At 54.9% G+C, this 19,745-nt stretch carries 28 protein-coding genes; 2 read left to right on the top strand and 26 right to left on the bottom strand.

The window, feature by feature from the left end; translation table 11 throughout:
- Window positions 1-9: 9 nt before the first annotated feature.
- The 18 genes from traU to V2154_RS23715 form a co-directional block, all read right to left on the bottom strand.
- Window positions 10-1,002: a conjugal transfer pilus assembly protein TraU gene (gene traU / locus V2154_RS23800; protein WP_437342053.1), complete on the bottom strand. Its 993-nt coding sequence runs from the start codon at window positions 1,000-1,002 to the stop codon at window positions 10-12.
- A complete protein-coding gene (locus V2154_RS23795) occupies window positions 972-1,535 on the bottom strand; it encodes a hypothetical protein (RefSeq protein ID WP_353504315.1) in 564 nt (187 codons plus the stop codon). Before V2154_RS23795 ends, traU begins: the two co-directional genes overlap by 31 nt.
- 2 nt (window positions 1,536-1,537) lie before the next feature.
- A complete protein-coding gene (locus V2154_RS23790; RefSeq protein ID WP_353504314.1) occupies window positions 1,538-1,933 on the bottom strand; it encodes a hypothetical protein in 396 nt (131 codons plus the stop codon).
- Window positions 1,920-2,633 (bottom strand): hypothetical protein, encoded by a 714-nt coding sequence (locus tag V2154_RS23785; RefSeq protein WP_353504313.1) that lies wholly within the window; start codon window positions 2,631-2,633, stop codon window positions 1,920-1,922. The genes V2154_RS23790 and V2154_RS23785 overlap by 14 nt, the downstream gene beginning before the upstream one ends.
- Window positions 2,633-2,908 (bottom strand): hypothetical protein, encoded by a 276-nt coding sequence (locus V2154_RS23780; RefSeq protein ID WP_014695883.1) that lies wholly within the window; start codon window positions 2,906-2,908, stop codon window positions 2,633-2,635. Before V2154_RS23780 ends, V2154_RS23785 begins: the two co-directional genes overlap by 1 nt.
- A complete protein-coding gene (gene traW, locus V2154_RS23775; RefSeq protein WP_213053023.1) occupies window positions 2,905-3,525 on the bottom strand; it encodes a type-F conjugative transfer system protein TraW in 621 nt (206 codons plus the stop codon). Before traW ends, V2154_RS23780 begins: the two co-directional genes overlap by 4 nt.
- Window positions 3,522-3,956, bottom strand: a complete 435-nt coding sequence (trbI, locus tag V2154_RS23770; RefSeq protein WP_213053024.1) for a type-F conjugative transfer system protein TrbI — start codon at window positions 3,954-3,956, stop codon at window positions 3,522-3,524. Before trbI ends, traW begins: the two co-directional genes overlap by 4 nt.
- Window positions 3,949-6,618 (bottom strand): type IV secretion system protein TraC, encoded by a 2,670-nt coding sequence (gene traC, locus V2154_RS23765; RefSeq protein WP_213053025.1) that lies wholly within the window; start codon window positions 6,616-6,618, stop codon window positions 3,949-3,951. Before traC ends, trbI begins: the two co-directional genes overlap by 8 nt.
- A gap of 109 nt (window positions 6,619-6,727) precedes the next feature.
- On the bottom strand, window positions 6,728-7,294 hold the full coding sequence (traV, locus tag V2154_RS23760; RefSeq protein ID WP_014695879.1) for a type IV conjugative transfer system lipoprotein TraV: 567 nt from the start codon (window positions 7,292-7,294) through the stop codon (window positions 6,728-6,730).
- Between the two features lie 116 nt (window positions 7,295-7,410).
- A complete protein-coding gene (locus V2154_RS23755) occupies window positions 7,411-8,085 on the bottom strand; it encodes an adenylosuccinate synthase (protein WP_213053026.1) in 675 nt (224 codons plus the stop codon).
- On the bottom strand, window positions 8,082-8,471 hold the full coding sequence (locus V2154_RS23750) for a hypothetical protein (protein WP_213053027.1): 390 nt from the start codon (window positions 8,469-8,471) through the stop codon (window positions 8,082-8,084). The genes V2154_RS23755 and V2154_RS23750 overlap by 4 nt, the downstream gene beginning before the upstream one ends.
- A 7-nt stretch (window positions 8,472-8,478) precedes the next feature.
- Entirely contained in the window at window positions 8,479-8,682 is a 204-nt protein-coding gene (locus tag V2154_RS23745; RefSeq protein ID WP_213053028.1) for a hypothetical protein, read from the bottom strand.
- A 12-nt stretch (window positions 8,683-8,694) separates the two neighbouring features.
- Window positions 8,695-9,234, bottom strand: a complete 540-nt coding sequence (rfaH, locus tag V2154_RS23740; RefSeq protein WP_353504312.1) for a transcription/translation regulatory transformer protein RfaH — start codon at window positions 9,232-9,234, stop codon at window positions 8,695-8,697.
- A 14-nt stretch (window positions 9,235-9,248) separates the two neighbouring features.
- Window positions 9,249-10,643, bottom strand: a complete 1,395-nt coding sequence (gene traB, locus V2154_RS23735) for an F-type conjugal transfer pilus assembly protein TraB (RefSeq protein ID WP_213053030.1) — start codon at window positions 10,641-10,643, stop codon at window positions 9,249-9,251.
- The gene (traK, locus tag V2154_RS23730) at window positions 10,640-11,371 is read right to left on the bottom strand and encodes an F-type conjugal transfer protein TraK (protein ID WP_353504311.1); all 732 of its coding nucleotides are present in this window, start codon (window positions 11,369-11,371) and stop codon (window positions 10,640-10,642) included. The genes traB and traK overlap by 4 nt, the downstream gene beginning before the upstream one ends.
- Window positions 11,372-11,375: 4 nt before the next feature.
- Window positions 11,376-11,975 (bottom strand): TraE/TraK family type IV conjugative transfer system protein, encoded by a 600-nt coding sequence (locus V2154_RS23725; protein ID WP_213053032.1) that lies wholly within the window; start codon window positions 11,973-11,975, stop codon window positions 11,376-11,378.
- Between the two features lie 51 nt (window positions 11,976-12,026).
- Entirely contained in the window at window positions 12,027-12,329 is a 303-nt protein-coding gene (gene traL, locus V2154_RS23720) for a type IV conjugative transfer system protein TraL (RefSeq protein WP_037035618.1), read from the bottom strand.
- A gap of 8 nt (window positions 12,330-12,337) precedes the next feature.
- Window positions 12,338-12,763, bottom strand: a complete 426-nt coding sequence (locus V2154_RS23715; protein ID WP_353504310.1) for a type IV conjugative transfer system pilin TraA — start codon at window positions 12,761-12,763, stop codon at window positions 12,338-12,340.
- Between the two features lie 199 nt (window positions 12,764-12,962).
- Here V2154_RS23715 and V2154_RS23710 point away from each other — a divergent pair, with 199 nt between their 5' ends.
- On the top strand, window positions 12,963-13,577 hold the full coding sequence (locus V2154_RS23710; protein WP_014695869.1) for an Arc family DNA-binding protein: 615 nt from the start codon (window positions 12,963-12,965) through the stop codon (window positions 13,575-13,577).
- Between the two features lie 43 nt (window positions 13,578-13,620).
- Here the strand turns inward: V2154_RS23710 and V2154_RS23705 are convergent, their stop codons facing one another.
- On the bottom strand, window positions 13,621-14,010 hold the full coding sequence (locus V2154_RS23705; protein WP_213053052.1) for a relaxosome protein TraM: 390 nt from the start codon (window positions 14,008-14,010) through the stop codon (window positions 13,621-13,623).
- 804 nt (window positions 14,011-14,814) lie between these two features.
- Between V2154_RS23705 and V2154_RS23700 the strand changes: the two genes are divergently transcribed.
- Entirely contained in the window at window positions 14,815-15,357 is a 543-nt protein-coding gene (locus V2154_RS23700) for a lytic transglycosylase domain-containing protein (protein ID WP_353504309.1), read from the top strand.
- A gap of 127 nt (window positions 15,358-15,484) precedes the next feature.
- Here the strand turns inward: V2154_RS23700 and V2154_RS23695 are convergent, their stop codons facing one another.
- The 7 genes from V2154_RS23695 to V2154_RS23665 all read right to left on the bottom strand — a co-directional run bounded on the left by V2154_RS23695 (window position 15,485) and on the right by V2154_RS23665 (window position 19,725).
- Window positions 15,485-15,775, bottom strand: coding sequence for a DUF5983 family protein (locus tag V2154_RS23695; RefSeq protein ID WP_353504308.1), 291 nt, complete (start codon window positions 15,773-15,775; stop codon window positions 15,485-15,487).
- Between the two features lie 57 nt (window positions 15,776-15,832).
- The gene (locus V2154_RS23690; RefSeq protein ID WP_213053036.1) at window positions 15,833-16,657 is read right to left on the bottom strand and encodes a DUF932 domain-containing protein; all 825 of its coding nucleotides are present in this window, start codon (window positions 16,655-16,657) and stop codon (window positions 15,833-15,835) included.
- A 92-nt stretch (window positions 16,658-16,749) separates the two neighbouring features.
- Window positions 16,750-17,121 (bottom strand): hypothetical protein, encoded by a 372-nt coding sequence (locus V2154_RS23685; protein ID WP_353504307.1) that lies wholly within the window; start codon window positions 17,119-17,121, stop codon window positions 16,750-16,752.
- 691 nt (window positions 17,122-17,812) lie between these two features.
- Entirely contained in the window at window positions 17,813-18,613 is an 801-nt protein-coding gene (locus tag V2154_RS23680) for an N-6 DNA methylase (RefSeq protein WP_353504306.1), read from the bottom strand.
- Entirely contained in the window at window positions 18,610-18,984 is a 375-nt protein-coding gene (locus tag V2154_RS23675; RefSeq protein ID WP_353504305.1) for a hypothetical protein, read from the bottom strand. The genes V2154_RS23680 and V2154_RS23675 overlap by 4 nt, the downstream gene beginning before the upstream one ends.
- A gap of 50 nt (window positions 18,985-19,034) precedes the next feature.
- Window positions 19,035-19,280: a hypothetical protein gene (locus tag V2154_RS23670; protein ID WP_353504304.1), complete on the bottom strand. Its 246-nt coding sequence runs from the start codon at window positions 19,278-19,280 to the stop codon at window positions 19,035-19,037.
- An 88-nt stretch (window positions 19,281-19,368) separates the two neighbouring features.
- The gene (locus V2154_RS23665; RefSeq protein ID WP_353504303.1) at window positions 19,369-19,725 is read right to left on the bottom strand and encodes a hypothetical protein; all 357 of its coding nucleotides are present in this window, start codon (window positions 19,723-19,725) and stop codon (window positions 19,369-19,371) included.
- Window positions 19,726-19,745 lie beyond the last annotated feature (20 nt).

The following is a 19,745-nucleotide window of genomic DNA, read 5'->3' as shown; positions in this document are numbered from 1 at the left end:
GGAAGGTCCTTACAGATAAGCGCAGTTACGCTTTCGCCACAGGAGGTAGCCGAAGTTCTTTTTGGATGTCGGGGCGTTATGTACCGAACCCCACAGCTGCGTGGTCGTGCCAAAGGGGTGGCAGTCGCTGGCTTCGGGGTACATGTTGACCATCTGATATCGCCAGCGGGATTTCGGGATAATCGGGGACGGATACTCGTAGCACACCGCCACGTCCGCCCCGACCGTCTCCATCACGAGTCCCTCCCGGTGCAGTTTGAACGCCATCCGTTCGCTGACCAGCACCGACGCCTCAAGCGGCGAAAACTCGTTGCTGGTGTAGCCCGTGAAGGGGTACATCGACCCCTGCGCACCGGCGCACCAGAACAGCGGATCCAGCGGCACTCCGGCCGTGGAGGCAATGGAGTCGGCGGCGCAGGCCCCCTGTGCCAGCAGGTTAGAGAACAGGCTCACTTCCGGGTTGATGATCATCGACAGCGTGCTGTCATTCCACAGCGGGTCAACCTCGGAAAGGTAAGCAATATCCATGTCGCCGGTCTGCATGCAGCCGGTGCTGGTGATGATATTCAGCCAGTAAATCAGCGGGTATTTGTACCAGTGGACATGGTAGAACGCGCCGGGTGAAGGCTTGTCACTCTGCCCGCCCGTACCCGTACCGGTGCGTCCGAGGTCAATTTTAAACCCGCCCATATTGACCATTACGCCCGGTTCGCGCGTCACGTCCGTCAGGGCAACGGGTTCCCAGAAACCGATGGCCAGCCCCAGGCGGTAAAAAATGCCGTAAGGACACAGCTGGATAGGCGATGCCGGATTGGGGGTGTCCGGGTGTGAACCGGAAGCCAGCTGAATGCTGCCAAGCGTCATGGGAAACAGGCATTTCCAGCACACATCACTGATAGGATTCACCCAGCGGCCGTCTCCGGCGTTCGTACTGGCCGCCTGTGCCGGCATGCTCAGAAAGGTCATACAGATTAAGGTAAGGCAGAGAATGAGCTTGCGCATTCGTCCTCCGGTTCCCTGACCACCGGCATAACCTTCCAGCCCAGCCGTTCACAGCTGTCGATAAGCTGGATAAGAAACTTCGGTGCCCGCCCGGACTGCATCTGAAAACAGATATCGTCTTCAATGTTCGAACCCAGCACGGTCAGAAATTCCTGACGTGCTCTTTCGACTTCACGGGCCATTGCATCAATGGTACTGCCAGACAACAGCGGCGCTATGCCGGTTTCCCGGTCTGACAACGTGTAGCCTGCCCGCTGCAGACTGCGCAGAAAGGCAGAGAAAATGGCGTCAAAATAGGCTTCGTTCATCTGCAAATGTAAGGCTTTACCCGTGATGACGGCCGGATATCTGAACAGCATCGAGGTGTTGCCCTCAGCGTCCGGCGCCTCCAACGGGTGTTCTTCGGTTTCCGCTTTATTACGCAACCTGAAGTAGATGTTGATGACTACTGCGAGGAGAATAAAAATGAAGACTTCCAGTAAAAATAACTTTTGGTAAGTGGTCAGTGATGCGAAAAGATCAAGAATGCTCATGCTTATTCAACCTTCTGATAAGGTGCGAAAGAGGCCACGTATAATCCGCGCTGACGCAATCGCCTGAGCATCCGGTGCACCTTCTGTGCACTTTCACCGGCAGCGATCTCCATCCGGATTTGGGCAATTTTCTCTTCGGGTTTGATGTGGGCGGGCAGTGTGCCAATCCAGGAGTAAAGGAGCATGTTGGCCAGCTGTGTAAGCACGATTTCAGGCACAGGAACTTCGTATAAAGGATTGGTACTCAGGAAAAGCCCGTGGTCTTTAAGCAGGTGCTCCACATCGAGGGCCACCGCCAGGTAAAGCACCTCTTCCTGCCCGCCTGTATTTCCCCCGGCGTCATGCTGACCGATAACGCACGTCAGCAATGACTTTAGCCAGGCGCTAACCGCGTTCACAATGTTTGCCCTGGGCATATTCGCGATGTCGCTCAAAGGCAACGGCTGAGAATGCGCGAAAAGACCACCCCGCATCATCGTCATGCATCGTGCCTTCCGTTTTCCCCTGGTCTAAAAGTGTCGGGATATTGACCAGCCAGTCAGCCAGCGTGTCGTTCGGGGTCGTTCGGATCCCCTGAAGCAGGATGGCAAGGTGTTCTTGCGTACCGTCCCAGTCAATGCTTAACGGCGTAAACTCACGGGCAAAGGTGCCTGCTTGTGTTTCGCCGCCATAGGGATCTGCAAAAAAGGAGTTCCCCTCAGGCGTGACGCGATAACGAAGACGCCAGCTGACGGAACCGCGACTTGCGCCCGCAATATGCACGTCTTCATCACCTGTGATGTGCCCCGCCCTCAAACGGTCGGCGAGTTCACGCAAAACGGGGGGTAAATCAGTACGGGCAGTTTCCGGCTTCATCTCCACCAACAAGACCATTTGCTTTAATGGCCAGGCCTGTCTGAACCAACCTTCAGCGACATGATGTGGCGGTGTGGGCCGCGGCTGTTCAGGCAAGATTGCAGGGACGACGGGGGGTGAGTCCGTTTTTGTCCCCCTCCGGCGTATCGAGTCATACAGTAAGTAAATGAGCAGAAACACTTCGACCAAAATAACAAACTGTGCCTGATGGCTATGAATATCGATGTTCGTCAGGCTGTCCATCACACGCTCCTTTCTTTAGACAGAGGACCATGACGCTGAAGCACTGTGCGAATATCGTGCTCATTCAGTGATGCCAGAATCAATGAGGTGCGAAGCTCGGCGCTCAGGGCCAGCAGCGTCTGCAGGGCCGCGCGGATAACCACCGATTCGGTGTAAAGCGGGTGTTCTTCTGTCATGGCCCGCAGGCCGTTTTTATCGGTGTCGCCCAGCCGCACGGTGGTGGCAAAGCGTTTGATGTTATCCGCGTCGTGATTGTCTTTAACGCAGTGATTCATTTCAGTGCCACCTCCTCGACCTTGAGCGTCCTGTCGTCGCGGCTGATACGTACCGGCGTATGCTCGAAGCCAAATTTTGTTGTCAGGGTGCCGTACTGGTCGAAGTACACCGGTTCATCCAGCGCATTGCTGCTGTCCCGGATATTGCCGTTCACCAGAATGACTTTGAAATTAACCTGCCCGGCCAGCTGCTGTTTCACCCACTTCATCTGCGCGGGGTTGTCGCCGTCAATGAAGTACAGGGTTTCGCTAAACGGCACTTTATCCAGCGGATTGACCTGGTCACCGGCACGGGCGATCACGTTACCGCGCATATCGCGGATAGTTTCACGCACGGTAAACGTCGGGTCATAGTGCAGCGTTCGGTCAGCTTTCGCCGGGGTCAGGCCCGCCACCGGTTCGGGGCGAACGGCGTGGGCTTTCACCCTGGCTTCGGCTTCGCGCTGGATCCTGTCCATCTCACCGCTGTCTTTGATGCCCTGCAGGCGCTGACCGATAAAATCCAGCAAGTCAGGCTCGGCTATCGGAAACAAATGACCAATAGTGCCGAGATCCTTTGCCCCTGCTGACAGGCTGAATAAGCCTGCCAGCAGGCAGATAACCCACCGAGATGTCATGGTGCCTCCTGCATGCGGTGGGCAATGTCCGCCTGGATCTGAGGCGTGATGTCCAGTACGGGCATCACCACCGCCGGCGGCACCAGGATCAGGTCACCGTGCGCCTGCTGCCAGTCATTCAGGCTGGCTTTAAGCGCCTGATCAAACCGGGTGGTCAACACCCGTGCGCTGTTCTCATCCAGCTGCTTTTTAGCCGACTGCTGCATAAACAGATCGATAGTGCCCTTCATGTCAAAGACCACCGTCCGGCGCTGAAATTGTTGAGCGACCAGTGCACTGATACCTGCACACACAGTGACCAGCAGCAGTGTCAGCAACAGTGCCACCGCCCCAGCCCGCACGAATTTCTTGTTGAAAAAACCGGCCTTACTGGCCGGTGTGATGCTGATGCCCTGCCTGACGTTTTGCGCGTCGATATCGGTTTCATTCACGGTTGATTTCCTCGGTTTCTTTCACACTCAACCCTGCCCAAATTTCCAGCTCGCGGATCTCGTCCTGATACATGTCGGGTTCACAGGCCAGCAGGTAGGCCGCCTCTTCACTGGTGGCCCCCGCATCCTGCGCCTCGCTCATGTACTGGAAATCCTGCCCGCGCGTACTGAACATCGCCCGCGTGACCGGATCGACGAAAACGCGATGGAAGGAACTGTTTTCCCCGGTCGAAATCATCACCGAACTGAAGCCCGTTTCTTTCGCCGGCTGGAAGCCGCGAATGACCTGCGTTTCCAGCTCGGTAAATTGGTCAGGGTTGGCATTGAGGTAGGTTTTAAAGGCTTTGGCATCCTGCAACAGCGTCACCTTCGTCCCGCTACAATCCCAGGCTGCGGCCGCCGCCGGCGGTGCGGCCTGGTCTTTGGTACCGGTGAAGTCCTTAATCCCCTGCGTGATGGTGATGAAGGCCCCACGGTGGCGACGCACCGTCCGGTAGCCGGTTTCGATAAAGCGTGCGGCATGCGGGTTAGAGCCGCTGAACAGACGCCAGGCTTCGTCGATAATGGCCACTTTTTTCAGGTCACGCGGCGAGTGGTACATTTTTTCCTGTATGGCCAGAATGAGCGAATACAGGATGGCGGACAGCAGGTGTGGCTGATTTTCCAGGCTCAGCAGTTCCAGCACGGCAAAGCGTGTTTCGCCATCGAGCGTCGGATTGTCGGAGTTGAAGTATTCTCCGTTCGCCCCCCAGGTACACCAGCGGTCGAGCAGCAGAACCAGCTCGTTAATACGGTCACGGATGGTCGGCTGGGATTCGTAAGTGGTCGTGACTTCTTGCGAAATCATGTACGCCACCACGTCATCAATACGGGCTTTGTTGGCTTTCGCTTCCCAGGCCGCAACCACGCCTTTGAGCAGAATGGTTTCGCTGACCTTATCCAGCGGCTCGTTAGGGCTGGCCAGTACGGTCAGCAGGCCAGTGATGCCTTCTGCCGACTCTTTAATGTCCACCACGTTAGCAAAGGGATTAAAGCGCAGGGTGGCACCGTCCAGGTATTTCCCGCCGGCTTGTTTACAGAAGTTTTTGTAGCTCGCCCCCATGTCGATAACCCAGGCGAAGCCGTGGGAGTTCAGCACCTGTCGCAGGATTTCCTGAATAAAGAAGCTTTTGCCCGCGCCGGTGGTCCCCGTCACCGCAATGTTGTAGTTGGTGCTGCCACTGGTTTCGCTGAACATATCGAAAAATGCCAGCTGGTTGCGGTAGGTCGGCAACGGGCTGCCTATCGGTGACATTTGCCGCTCAGCCACCACCGGCATCAGGTTGACGGCGTTAAAGCTTTTACAGCGCAGCGTCGAACCCATCACCACCATGTCTTCCCACAGCCCCTCCTGCATCATGAAGGGGAAGGAGCTGATCCAGTTTCGCAACTGCTGAAAGCGCGGGGCGGAGATTTCCAGGTCATTTTTGCGAAAGACGTTGATGGCCGCCAGTTCACACGACTGTTGTTCGCTGGCATCATCCGGCGTGAACAGGGTCAGGTTCAGCGAGAAATTGCACATGGCAATTTCGTTACTGGCCAGCCCCTGCCGCAGGTCTCGCCATTCCTCATACGCCCGCTGGGTGCCGGGGAACAGTTTGGCGTAGGACGTGCCGGCTTTCTTACCCAGGTCCTGCTCTTTACGAAACGCGTCGTTCTGGCTTTTTACCTGATCTTCCACGGAGACCGTCCAGCTGAGGATGAACGGACAGGGAATACCCAGATCGGGAAAACGCATGTTCTGCAGATTGTCTGACGCCTGCCAGAGCGCAAACCTCGCCGGGGCTTTAGTCAGTTGCATATTCACAATACGGGTGCTGGCGACGGCGGTATCGCGGCTGTCTCCGAGGATTCGGTCCTCCGGCTGACGCGCGGTGGTAAGCCGCAGATAGCCCGGACGCACTTCCATTTCGGTACTGTGATCGACGCACTGGCGGTGCAGTTCCTGGTCGGTGTTCCAGTGATCGGGACTGCGGGTCACCTGTCCCGGCCGGTAGTTAAGCTGTTCCCGCATGATCGACAGAAATTCCGGGGCACCAACGCGGCGGGTTTCCATATGGGCCGCCATCAGTGAGACGCGCAGCGTCTCCCGCAGTTGCACAACGGCGTCCATCGCCCGGATACCGCCTCGCCCTGAGCGGGCATACACCAGAAACACGCGGTAGTTACGCAGATAAAGCGGGTATTCCCGGTCATTACTGAGTCCCTTCAGGGCCGCCCGCTCCCAGTAGGCTTTGGTGATGGCATTAAGCGGTTTCGCCATGCTGCCTTTCCACATGTCCTTGCTGAGACCATTGTCGAGCATCTCACCCACGCACTTACTGGCCACCATCAGCACGGTCACCGGCGTTTTGCGGGGCATTTTTTTGCGCAACAGGTCATCGAGCGCCTGCACAACCTGCTGATTGGCCCCGGCCAGCGGAGCCACTTCCATGATGAAGCCGATGGAGCGGCTGTTGATAAACAGTTCGGTTTTTTCATCATACATTCGGTAGGGCAACAGGCTGGTGATGGACGGATAGCTCAGGCTTTGCTGCAACATGTCGGCCGCCGTCTTTGCCCCGCCTTCATCTTTACTACCGGCAATAATGTTAGCCAGCTGGTCTAACCAGGAATCGCTCATGACGCCCCCATTTTTTCAATGCGTTCTGGATAACAAAGAGGATGCGGGGATGACGCAGGCACGGGCTGCGCATCAATAAATTCGGGCATTAAGGTCCGCTTCATTGGCCTCATTCCCCTTCACTGATCACGCGAAAATCGGCATCCCAGCGGGATTTGTTCTTCACGAACTCGACCACGGCGGGCTGATGAAAGCTGTCTTGCTCATCCACCCAGGGGGCGATCCACAGACGCTGCGTGGCATCGGGAATACGACGGGCGTCCACCTGTCCCGGACCGGCATAGTCAGCCGGCGTGATGGGGCGGATTGCCGAGAGAGATCGGGTGTTACTGCCTGCGACCGGAATGGTTGATGCCCGCAGCATGGCGTCGTTATTGGATACTGGCGTGCCGGCTATCGGCCGGGGGGCCAGACCGGCGACGCTGATGGGACGGTCAGGCGACACGTTGGGTTTGATGTTTGTTGTGGAAGCCAGTGACTCAGCGGCAGGCTTTGGGACGGTTTGCGCCTCCGCCGTCAGGTCGTCCAGGCTTTTGCCTTTGGCGGCCAGGTGACTGGCGTCTGACATGGACAAGCATTGATCAGTGGCTGTCTTGTTACAGTCGAAATCGGAATTCATACCGGCGCAGCCGGTCAGCATGCCGCACAGCAGCACGGCAGGAAGGACTTTGAACATGGTGTTTACTCCGGATGCGGCGATGCCGCCTTTTGTGAAAGAAAAAATGAGTGAATGGTAGGCAGTGCAGTGGGGGGACTTTCTGTGTTCTGAATTACGGGTGCGCGATTCTTAGGTTAACGGGATAATACATATGCGGGATTTGCGGGCAGAGGGCCGAACATTTCTTCATATCGTTGCACCAGGCGGCGGAGCGTATATGCTTCTGTTTCCGTTTTCTTCAGGTTTTGACGCAAATGGTCACACTCGCTGGCTAGCCGCGACTTTTCCCTGACCGCTTTTCGGACGACCTTTTTAGCGCCTTCTGGATCAGCAAAATTCGCCAATGCATAAGCCAGCATATCCAGTTCAAAACGCAGGTCTGCCGGATGTTGCCAGAACGGCGACAACTGGTGACCCAGATACCCGCATGCGAGACAGCCACAAATATGACCGGCCTTCACCCTGACATGTCCGCGTGTGTTCACCCACAGCAGTCCCCAACGGTCGGGAAGATCATCAAGGCCGATTAAACCTTCCGGACAAATGTAATACCGGTAAGTGCCCATGCCCGTTATCTCGCCACTGCGGTGGGGTTTTGCCCGGTCAGCCAGAAAATCAGAGCGGCTGACCTTGGACTCCACCACCACCGAACCGCCGTCAAACCCCCACCGGTACGCAAAGACATCTGCGCGCTCGCCACCGTATAGCCCGCCCACCTCCGTTAATGCCACCTGACAGCCGGGGCCGTTACCGCTCGCAGGACGCTTACACCACTTCGCCGCAATCGCGTTCAATTCGTCATGGTTCATACGCCATAAACCTCGTATAACTTTGCCATCACTCCCCCCGTTAACACGCAGCAGGCTTCTATCAAAAAGAGTGCGTTGATATCGTCAGCGTTTAATACGGGGAGACGCCAGGCCACGATGATCCAAAAGGTAAAAACCAACAGGCCCAACACGAGGGGGAACCCGAGTGCAGTCAGAATGATTTTCCCGTTGAAAGATTTTCGTCTGGCGGCGAAGAAAACACTGACAAGATAAATACCCCCCAAAAGCAGCGTGCACCGCCATATGTTCCATTCTGCCCGTATATGCGCGAACTGATTGATAGCGGCCCAGCCGCCAAAATAGGCGATAAACGCCAGGGCAAGAATGGCAAAGGGCCACCGGTTGTGTTTACTCAGCATCATCATGTTCTCCTCAATATTCCGAAGGGCAGGCTTCCGGCCCACTGGCTGGCTGCGTCGCGTTCCCGGCGTCAGCATCAGACTGGCCGTGCTCAAGCTTTTCAATGTCACTGAGCAGGGCCGACAACTCACAGGATGACGCTTTGCGCTTCCAGGCCTGGCGGTAACGCACTTTTAATGCGCCGAGCCGGATACGTTGTTCCCGATTTTTCACCACGTTCCCCCCTTTTTATGCCGCTGCTCCCCGCCCCAACACCCGGACACGCAGCGTTTCCGGTGCCCGACGCCCGCTGACCGGCACCCGTACAACCTGATTCATCAGCGTCAGCATCAGCATGGCTCGCCTGGCTCCGTTGGGTTCGTCCCAAACGGCTTCCAGCCCTTCAAACACCCCGCTGAGAACCTCCACCCGGTCACCGTGCACCGGCATCGTCGGTGCAGGTGACAGGCAGTCATGGGTTTTCAGCCGCTCCACTACCTCATCGGGCACCACTGATGGCATGCCGCCAAAACTGATTAAGGACGACACCCCCCTTGTGCTTTTGATGGTGGTGGTGTGAATAACCTCCGGATCAAAACGCACGAAGATGTAACCGGGGAAAAGTGCCTGAGGTGACACCGTTTTAATCAGCGGGCTGCCGAGTAACATGGGGGTGATGGCTTGTGCCGTATAAAGCGGCAGGAAACATGTCACCCCCTGATTGTCCAAATGCTGTTGTGCGCGTTTTTCCTGTGCATACTGCGTCTGTGCAACGTACCAGTGTTCCATATCCCTTCCCCCTGTCAGTTAATGGTATCGCCCAGCTTCAGCTGGCTCGCCTGACGCAACACTTCATCAGGATTGAGGACGGCGGCGCGGGTGACGTTATTCACCTGCGCGGAGGCATTACCGGCCACCTGCTGCACGTTATTTTGCGCGTCACCTTTTTTGTCTTTATCCGCTTCAATGTCTTCAATGGTTTCCAGACGGAAGCCCTGCTGGAAGACCACGGTCACGCTGTTGCCCGCGCCGATATCAATCACCGGGTGATACTGCTCAGCCCGTTTTATCCAGTACTGGCTGAGCGTGTCAGCCGCCTTGCTGGCACCGCCGCCAATCCCCTGCTTAAACACGTCGCCGGCACCCACTGACGCAGTGGCACCCAGTCCGACTGACGGCGTGGCGGCTGACTTGATGCCTTCCCCGAAGCCAGAGAGCAGCCCTGCCATACCGGCGTAGCCGATGATCTGACCGTTACGCATCACCGGCTTGCCGCGAATACCCTGCTTGCCCTGATAGGCCACGTGTCCGTCAAACGGCATGTCGATATGCTTGCCGTTTTTCAGGATGCAGCTGATGTTTTTGGTTCTGACCTCACCGCGTTCGCTGGAGATGTCCCCCCAGATTTCGCCGGTGACGCGGCACTGGTCCATGTTGTAGGTTTTACCGTTAGGCATGGAAACATCGCCAATCAAGGTGATGACCACGGGAGATGTGTTTTGCTGACCGGTCACGCTGGCGTTGGCATCCGCCCCCTCAATCATTACGGCTTCCGAGAAGGAGCCGGACGGTATCCACGGCAGTTTGGTTTTCTTAGCCTGCAGTGAGGTATAGCTGAAGGTTTTACTGGTCATGCCCCCCAGATGGCCCGAGCCGGTGCCGGGGTAAAAGCCCGCGCCCTGACCTTGTCCCGGATAAAACTGACTGCCCTGCCCGCCCCCCGGCCCACGGTTCGGGTCGGTGACGTTCCACTGCGCGGGGCTGGCCGGGCCGGTGGCGACCGGGCCTGTTGTGCCTGCGCCGGGGCCGCTGGCTGGCCCGGTTGACGGTGCGCTGGTCACAGGCGCAGAAGGCGGCTGACTTTGCAACTTACTCATGGCGTCCATGATTTTAGAAAGCTGTTGCTTGAGGGCTTCATTTTGCTGCTGCTGGTCGGTTTTAAGCTGGTTCACGCTGCTTTCCAGCGCCGAGGTTTTGTTTTGCTGCTGAGCCAGTGCCGCCGTGGCCAGGTTGTCGGTAAAGGAGCTGGTGACAACGCCGCCAGTCATATCGACAGCTTTGGGTTTGGTCGGGTTCTTCAGCGCTGACTGATGGTGAGCATAAGCCCATATCCCGCCCCCGACGCCGAGGGCCACCGCGACACACACGCCGGTCATGACCCACTGCTTGCGGCGGGTCGTGGTGTTGATGTTGCTCATACCCCGCCCTCCGTTGCCGTGGAGAAGATAACCCACACGTACCCTTCACCGCCGGCGTAAAGGTTATGGGTGGACAACATCACGGCACGGACACCCTTCTGCCAGAACTGTTTTTCTGACAGCGGGCGCGTGATGTAGCCGGTGTTTTTCATGCGATAGCGCATGACCAGCAGGTGCGAGCCGACCAGCTGGCGTTCAGGTGTCAGCAGGACGCCCGGCATCGGATTGTAGGCAGGTCCGCGCGCCGCTTTGGCTTCGATATAGCTGTCAGGTACGCCGCCGTTCACCACCGTGCGGGCCACGCTCACCAGCGTTTTCTCCCACGGCTGGCTTTCCTCCCAGGCTTTTGCATCCGGGTTGGCCTTCAGCGGTACTGAGGCGGGAATAAGGTGCAGCGTATGTCCGCTGCCCGGTTTTGGCGTCACGTCCAGAGAGGCGCCGATGCCGCTGGCCGTTTCCAGAAAGAGCGTGAAGTTCTGACCGGTCAGCGGGGTGATAAGCAGCGCCCCGTCTTCGGTGTTCTCCTGGGTAAAGGCCCCGTCGGGGCCGGTGACGCGGGTGATAAGCTCACCCTCAATGACAATTTTGTTCGGGCTGGTATTGCTCAGCTGCGCTTTCAGGTGCGCATCGTTTTCAAATACGGTGCCCGCCGGGCCGCTGACGTCGGCCATAGCCGCCGGTGTGAGGCAGAGGCCGGCGACGAAAGCGGCAAGAAGTCGTGCTTTCATGCGGTTATCCCTGATGCTGTTTTGACACGGGTTGAGGGGGCTGCACTTCGGGGAAGGCGGTCAGACGGATGATGCCGTCCACATATTTCACGTTGAGCCGGTAGGCTTTATGCACATCGGGGATGTCTAACTTCAGGCTGCCGTTAGAGGTGCTGGCAGAGAGCGTGCCGCTGACGATGATGTCACCGGTCGCGGGGTCGAACGCCTCATCCTCGATGCGAAACACCGTGGAAATGCCGTTCTTCTTGATGTAATCCGCCTCGACGGCCAGCGCTTTTTTCAGCTCAGAGCGGGCTTCGGGCGGTACCCAGCGCAACAGGGCGGCGTGCTGACTGTCAACGGTGTCAGGCGTCACGCTCAGGCGTAAGTTAACAAACGAGCGCACCAGCATGTTGTTCAGGTTGGCATCCCCTTGCGACGCATCGGAGGTGAATGACCGGTCAAATAACATCGGGGTGGTGATGGTTTTTTGCGTGGTCGCAAAATGCCAGGCCATTGCGCCGGTGATGCAGGTACCCACCAGGCTCAGAGCAAGGAGCGAACCGAGTGACGCCAGAGCCAGCATCGTCACCCGGTTTCGCGTTTCTTTCACTTGATACTTCATCGTTTCTTCCTTCGGGCAGGGAAAAGGCGCCACCCGAAAGTGGCGCACACGTTACTGCATCCAGTGACGGTTGCCTGAATCAGGCACCCGCCTGAATTGCACCCGGAAAAGCACCGTTGGCAGATACCAGTAAAGAAGGTTTAAGAGCCACCATGAGCCCTGGCCTTTTTTAAGGTGTCGGATAAGCAGCCACAGAACGGCACCCACGCACAGCATCACGATAAAAATGTCGCAGAAGAACCCCGTCACCCCACAGGCTAAAAGCACAAAGGCTTCTTCGGGTGGCAGTCCGGCAACGCGTTTTTGCTGATTGAGAGTTTCCGGGAATCGATATTTCAACGAGTCCTGGTCCATAGGAGGAATTAATTGATGAGGGCGAAGAAAGCGCGGGTGATAAGGATGAGCATAATAAGGCCGGCGAATACCATCGGGTTACGGGTTTTAATAAAACCGGTCACCGACACGATAATTTCCGCCACGTATAACACCCACTCCACCGTCGAGCCGTGACCAAAAGTATCATTGGCATCCGCTTTTTGCGTGGCCATTAAATCCGTTGCGTGAACCAGGTGAGGGGAAATAACAACCGCGAGGGCCAGCGCAAAGAAAATAAGATTTCGCCGGGCGGCGGGAGACTGCGAAATAACGGGTTTAATACGGTGAGAATAAAAAGCACTAAAGTAAAATGGGAGGTTGCCGATACCCCCTTTCTGGAGATTATGTCCCCCTTCAGGCAAAGCTACCGCTACCCCTTCCGTCATACCGGAATCGTTCATCACTGATTTCATTATAAAAAACCTCGATTTGAGAAATAAAAATGTCAGCGTGCGTAAACAGACGTAACGCCCGCCTATCTTACATTGAGTCAAAAAAAAAAAAACTGTGACACATATCACAGTTTTTTCAGTTTCTAAGATATTTCTTATCATTCACCGGTAGTAGGCTCACACTCTCATTTCCTGTGTTATTTCAATCAGGCACAAAAATATGAAAGTAAAAGAGAAGATATACGAACGGCGCGGCCGTCCGAGAAAATATACGATGGGCGAAGTGCGTTACCGCGTACTCTGGGCGCCTGAAAATCTGCTGCTGGAGTTGCGCATTGCCGCCCGCGTTCGCGGGGTCAGCATGAACGATGAGGTGGTGGGCCGGTTGATTCAGTCGCTGGATTTCACCCCGAAAAAACCCATTATTAAAACCGAGGAGGGAGAGCGATTATTAGCCCTGGCCCGTTTGTTTGATGAGTTTATTCAGGCGCACCTGGATATGCTGCGGGAAAAATATGCCCAGGAAGCCACGGTGGTGGATGATAAGCGGCAGTTTGTGGCCGGTAAAATGCGCCGCTTCAGCAGCAGTTTCCCGGTGAATTTAAAAAAGGACATGGAAATCAGCGCGCGGTTTAATCAGCGCAGTATGAATCAGGAAATCGTTCAGCGCCTGTTAGGGTCACTCAATTATTTCACTGAGCAGCAGTTGCCCGAAAATGAGGAAATAAAACGACTGCGTTCGCTGGCGATGCTGTTCGATGAATTCATTGTGTCTAAGGTGGCGGTGGCGGAGAACCCGTTAACGAATAAGGAAAATAACGAATTGGGATCTTAGTTATCCTGACAAGGTATGCCGGGCAACCAGCCCGGCATAAACTTCACTCTTCTGCAATAAAATGTTTTGACTCTGACCTGTCTTCGGCAGCGCTCATACCGGAGAGGTTTCTGTCGAGCAGTTCCTCCAGTTTTTCATTCCCGCTCTCACCGCGCAGCTGCAAATATATTTCTGACATCATGGCCATCATAATGCTGATGCCTTCACGGCTGCCGGAAACTTTGCGCATTAAATCCCGGTTAAACCCTTCCTGGTCAAAGCTATTTCCTTCTCCCTGGTGTTTTTTTACCATCAGCCCGATGTTAACCAGTTCATTGACCACGGAGGAAAAGTTCACCTCGCCGTGCGTGGCACCGTTTTGCAGCTCAATCTGCACCAGCTCCAACACTTCCCTTTCGGTTTTTTCTTTGAAATAAATATTGCGTCTGGCCATCTCTTTTTCCTGTGTGTCCGGCTGGGGTTTATTGCCGGTGATGTTCGCGTTATTTCCCGAGGTATTAGGCAACCGCATGGGTGAGATAAAGCGAAAGGTGTTATTCTGTTGGTGGCGATTATTCTGCCGAAACTCAGTGTGTGTCAATACGGCACTGCAAATTAACATCGTCCGTTTTGGTTGGGGTGTGTTAATCCAGCGCTGTGGAAGAATTTCATGTGTGTGAATCAGGCACTGCACGCCATTTTTAGGCGTATTTGCCAGCACTGACGGGTATTTTGATGTGTGTTAATTAGGCACCAATCCAAAAAATGGGTGTGTGGATTAAGCACCACACACCATTGTGAACTATTTAATTTATTGATATTTAACAAAACACACCATTATCACACCATACGGTGCTGGTTAGAGTGCCGAATTAACACACCATCAGGCACTGTAAACACACACAATACGGCACCTCATTAACACACCATTCAGCACTGCAGAGTGTGCTAATTAGCACACACTTTCCGGGATGCTTGTAAAATTACATTAAAAATCACGGTTAACACCATGAATTACAACAACAAAACTGCAAGATGAAATCTTGCGTGGGGTGTGATGTAAGTTGTAAGAAAAAGCGGCCTGGTGAAATATCCCTATTCTGTTGATTTATTTAATTCCGTGGTGACATCAGAAGGCGTTCGCAGAGCGCCCTGTGCGCGTCTGTAACTAATTATCTTGCATCGGGAAAGGTGAAAGCGTATTTTCGCCAGAAATCACGCCGCGCTTATCCGGCGCATTCCTGGGGAATATAAAATAATGAAATTGTGTGCTCTGCTTACGCTGGCGGCGGTGTTTTCTGCCCAGGCCAGCCCGGAAATGTGTTTTAACAAGGCGGGACGCGATTACGGTATTGACCCGCTTTTACTGACCGCAATTTCAATAAAAGAGTCGCGGCTCAGAATGGACGCCATTAATGACCGTAACCGTAATAAAACAGAAGATGTCTGCGGCATGCAGGTTAACAGTTCACATTATGCGGCGCTGCGAAAATTTGATATTACCCGTGAACGGTTACTGAAAGAACCCTGTACCTGTATTTACACCGGCGCCTGGGTACTCGCGCACAATTTCCGGGCTTACGGTAAAAACTGGGACAGCGTCGGGATGTATAACACCGGTCCGTCACCGAAGCTCATCGTGCAGCGACGCGCCTACTCAACCGATATTAAAAATATATATCGCATCCTGCTGGCTACACAAATGATTCAAAATAAACAAACCGCCCAGCGTGACGAAAATCCGCTTCTGGTCAGGTCATCGGCATCCGTAAATACAGACACAAAAGAAAATAATCAATAATGGAATTGTGAGGCATTCGTATACGTTTTCTGATTTTATGGCACGGGAAGGGAAATACTTCGGGGGGAGTATCGGGTAATGATGGGAAATATCCGGCGCTTTTCGATTGCGCCGGACAGATAAACCGCTACCATTCAAAAACTTTGTACCCGTCAAGAGTATCAGCGTCCGGGTCAAAACAGATCATCCCTATTTGATGTTGTTTGCGCATACAAAACACCAACTTCCTCACGGGCTTTGAAATCCCCATTTCTTTTAATTTCAATACCGGATACCGGTATTCACGCAGCATTAAAAGATAGCCATAGCCGGTGTCAAATACCCAGGGGAATTTTTCGTTAACGTATTGCGATAAAATTTCCCCATCGCCCGGCGTTATATGTGCCGTGCTGCATGTCATGCCGTGAATCTTTTCCATACTGTTGACCTTATGCACAGGGAGAGCGAACACTCTCCCTAATGTAAATGCAAAATGTTACGCCTTCATTTTTTTAAACTGCTCGGCAATCATCCACAGCGCCCGGTTTAATTTCACGTCGCCGTCAATACCGTTAATCGCGCGCGTCGTGGTGCGTTTTCCTTTTTCGTTGCGACCGGTTAAGCCGCCCTTAATCATATTTTCCTGCACCCGCTGAAAGGTCACCCACAAATCATTTTGGCAGTCTTCTCTGCGTCGTGGCATTAATACACTCGCCGGGGTAACGGGGATTTTTTTATCGTCTTCCCCGTAGCGATACATGAGCGCCGCCTGGGCAAACAGGTCTTGTTCATCCCGGTTGAGGGGCATGTCTTTCATGATATTCATGTGCTCATCGACCTTGTCAAAGATGCCGAGCACCTCATACGCCCCCTCAATAACCTGCCCGGTGACGTCGCCTTTGTGGGGGACACGCACCTCGCCAAAGTCCTCACCGCACACCATGCCGTTCGAACAAACAAAGCGGAAAATGCCGGGCAACATCTGATAACTGCTGCTGCCGTCGTGTGAATTGAGCAGGATAATTTCCGGCACTTCGCAGCCGTTGATTTGATTTTCGCGGCGCAGCCGCAGCATGTGTTTGGTATGGCCTTTCCTGGCCTCATCCCGCACGCGGGTCTGACAGGCAAAGAACGGCTGAAAGCCTTCTTTGCGCAGGCTGTCGAGCAGCTGAATGGTCGGAATATAGGTATAACGGTCACTGCGGGAGCCGTGTTTTTCTTCTGAAAACACGCTCGGGACGACGCTGGCCAGCTCGTCATTGGTCAGCGGACGGTCACGGCGGATCTGATTTTTGGCACCAAAGCGAGACGCTAAACGCATAATATTATCCTCGATGTTGATCATGTTGTTGGGTCAGGTGTGAGTCATGAAAAGCGCGCCGGGCAGCTGACGTTCACCGCCCGACAAAGACGCTATTCCTCTTCAAACAGTTCATTGCGCAGGTCGCAATAGGCGTTTGCGGTGCGGACAACTTCCTCGTCCGTGAGCGTCAGGCCTTTCTTTTCCGCCGCCTGCAAAAACACCGTCTGGTCTTTTTCCGGCAGGCGTTTCAGGTGCGCGACGGCGCTGGAAATCAGGGTGTACTCGTAAATTTCGGCATGCTGGCCGCAGGTGTTGCCTGCATAAATTTCCAGCCGGGAAATCACCACGTCGGCGCGGATCACATCAAACGGATGAGACGACGAAATGTCAGTAATGAAACCGCCCCTGCGCAGCGTCGTGGTTTTCGCCCCCCATCTTTCGGAAGATTCAGGAGCGGCGGTCTTGACGTTTTGTGTGTGCATTCTTCAGGTCCCCTTCAGGTTAAATGTCATCTCTCGGTGAGTTCTTTCGCGGCAAAGGGCGAAGTAGCGACGACGCATGGGGGAACGCAAGGGCGCCGCAGGCGTGCATTTCACCCTTGCGTTAACCTGGGCGGCGGTGCTACACCCAGCCCTCCGCGTAAGAGCTGGCCGTGAGATGTGAAAACCGGAACACGCAGAATGCACACACCCGACGGCGGGGAACGCGCCGGCGACCTTAGCGGCCAGCGTCGCTGGCCAGTGTCCGTGCGGCGGCGCAGCCGGCTGCGGGGGTTGACCTGGTTTTTTACCATCAGACCCTAGCCGTCAGGCCGTAACCCCACAGGGGTTACGCGGAGCTTACCGGCTTGCCGGTTAGCGTAGTCGGGCTCGACGATTGACCAGCTTGCTGGTCATGAGCCGAAGGGGGACAGGTTCCAGCCCTGGTGATTTGTTGTGGAAAAGAAAAGCCGGACACAGATGACCAGGGAAAAGGGTCAAAGGAATAGTCAGAGGAAGAAGAAAAAGAAGAAGAACAGGGAAAGCCAGGAGAGGAAACGTACGAAAGTAATGAAAGAGAGAAACCGGAGAAACAGGCCGGAGAAGCAGCATGACCGCCGCGGCGCAGCCGCAGCAGTTTGACTGCTGAGAGTGTTTGGCGGGCTAAAAGCAGGGATTGCTCCCTGCCCTCTCCTCAGAATGTCCGGCAACTGCCCTTAATGCGATACCAGAATGGCGTGTACATTTCTCGGGTGATTTTCTGGCTCAGCGAGTTGCCTATCCTGACACAGGCGGGAATGCCCAGCAGGGACAGCTGCACAAAGCACATACGCGCCGCCACCGGATCCAGATCGGTGCACTGCACTAACAGCTGCGTCTGCGGGTTATAGCCACGGTCAAGCAGCACTTTAGCGGCGGCGATCACCATACCGCCTGCGCCGCAGGTCGGCTCATCGAGCGTAACATAGGGCGCACCATCCGCCAGCTCCTGCACGCGCTGCCCCATGACCAGCCCCGCGATCAGCTCGCTCAGGGAAAACGGAGTGAAAAACTGCCCCATGTCCTTGCTGCCGATCTCCAGCTCCATAAAAATGGAACCCAGAAAATCACACATACCGGCATCAAGCCCTTCCGTGACCAGAGCCAGTAAGCGTGCCATGCGGTTCAAATCGTCTTTTTCGTAACCGGCTATCGTCTGAAAATATTCATTTTCCAGCTCGTCACACTGCAAAATGGCATTTTCCAGAGCCACGGCGGCCATCGTCACAAAGTCCCTGAACACCTGATACCGGTTGTGATAGCGAGCCGTTTCACGAAACAGTTTCACAAAATCTTTGCGGTGATTATCCAGCGGCGAAACGGCGCTGTCGCGCACAGGCCGGGAAGGTACAATCACGTCAGCGTGCGGTACGGCTGTCACGAAAACCGGTTTAACTGCACTGGACTCCGGTATTTCAGGCTGAGAAAACAGCGAATCAAAAGATAACTGGCTCATGCTGTTTTGCCCGTTTCACACACCGCCGCCCTCAGGGAAAATTCACCGCCATCAATGCTCACCGTCAGATCGGCAACGCGGCTAGTCAGCAGTTCCAGCATCTCAGGTTCAACGTTCAGAACTTCCAACATTGCCCCCTCAATGCCTGTCGCTTCATCCATTGCGACAAACAGCTCCCCGATATCATCCCAATGCTCGAGATCAAACCCTTCGGCATAGGCAATAGTGCGTTTTGCCCCCACGTAAGACGGTTTTTCAGCGGTCAGAAAAATGCCTTCCTCACCGACCAGCAGCAACGCGCCGCCGTTCGTTTTCAGATCCATCATGACCGGCTTCAGCGTTTCCGCTCTGAACATCAGTTGTTTACTCATACGGCCCCCAAAAAGTCATTGAATTGCCGCCCCGCAGGGCGGCAAAGGGATCAGGCGTAAGCCCGTTTCAGTTCCAGCGTGCGCAGCACCTGACCGAGTTCACTGCCCCGCATGGCAGGCACCCTGACGGACTGGCGTTTGCGCTGACATTTGGCGATATGACGTCCCAGCGCCTTAAACGACACGGCGATGTCCTGACTTTTCAACGGTTCCCGCACAATGCGCGGGTGTTTTTTTGCCGTCTCAGACTTTACAAACGGCGCGGGGGATGCAATTATCTGCGGGTCGATATTCATAGCATTAACTCCAATCGAGTATTGATAGCCGGTCAGACCTTCCTAGGGGAACAACCGGCACGAGAGAGCAGACGAAAGTCTGCTTTTTTCATTTCTGCGATACGGTTTCTTTGCCTAACACCTCCTTAATACGTCCCACAATGTCGGCATGGCTCAGGGTGCATTCATCGCATAGCTGGAAATACCGGCCTTCGACTTTCGCGTAAATGTCCGTCACGCTGCCGCACATCATTTCGGCAAACTTGAATGATTCGCTGTCCCGATCGCCCTGCCAGTCCAGCGGCGGTAACGTCCCCAGCACGTCCATATATCTGTGCAGGTCGATTTCCACCGGCGCGGTCACATACGATCTTGCCCGTGCCTCCCAGTAAGCGGCCTCCGCGCCTGCGCTCCATTCGAACCGGTTTTTACCCGCGTCGCCGGTGATGATGTCAGGTGTGTACATGGTTTTTCTCCTCGATGTTG

The sequence above is a fragment of the Ewingella sp. CoE-038-23 genome (genome assembly GCF_040419245.1).
Lineage (GTDB): Bacteria > Pseudomonadota > Gammaproteobacteria > Enterobacterales > Enterobacteriaceae > Ewingella > Ewingella allii.
The sequence above is the reverse complement of the archived record's forward strand: the minus strand, read 5'-3'. Positions and strand labels throughout refer to the sequence as shown.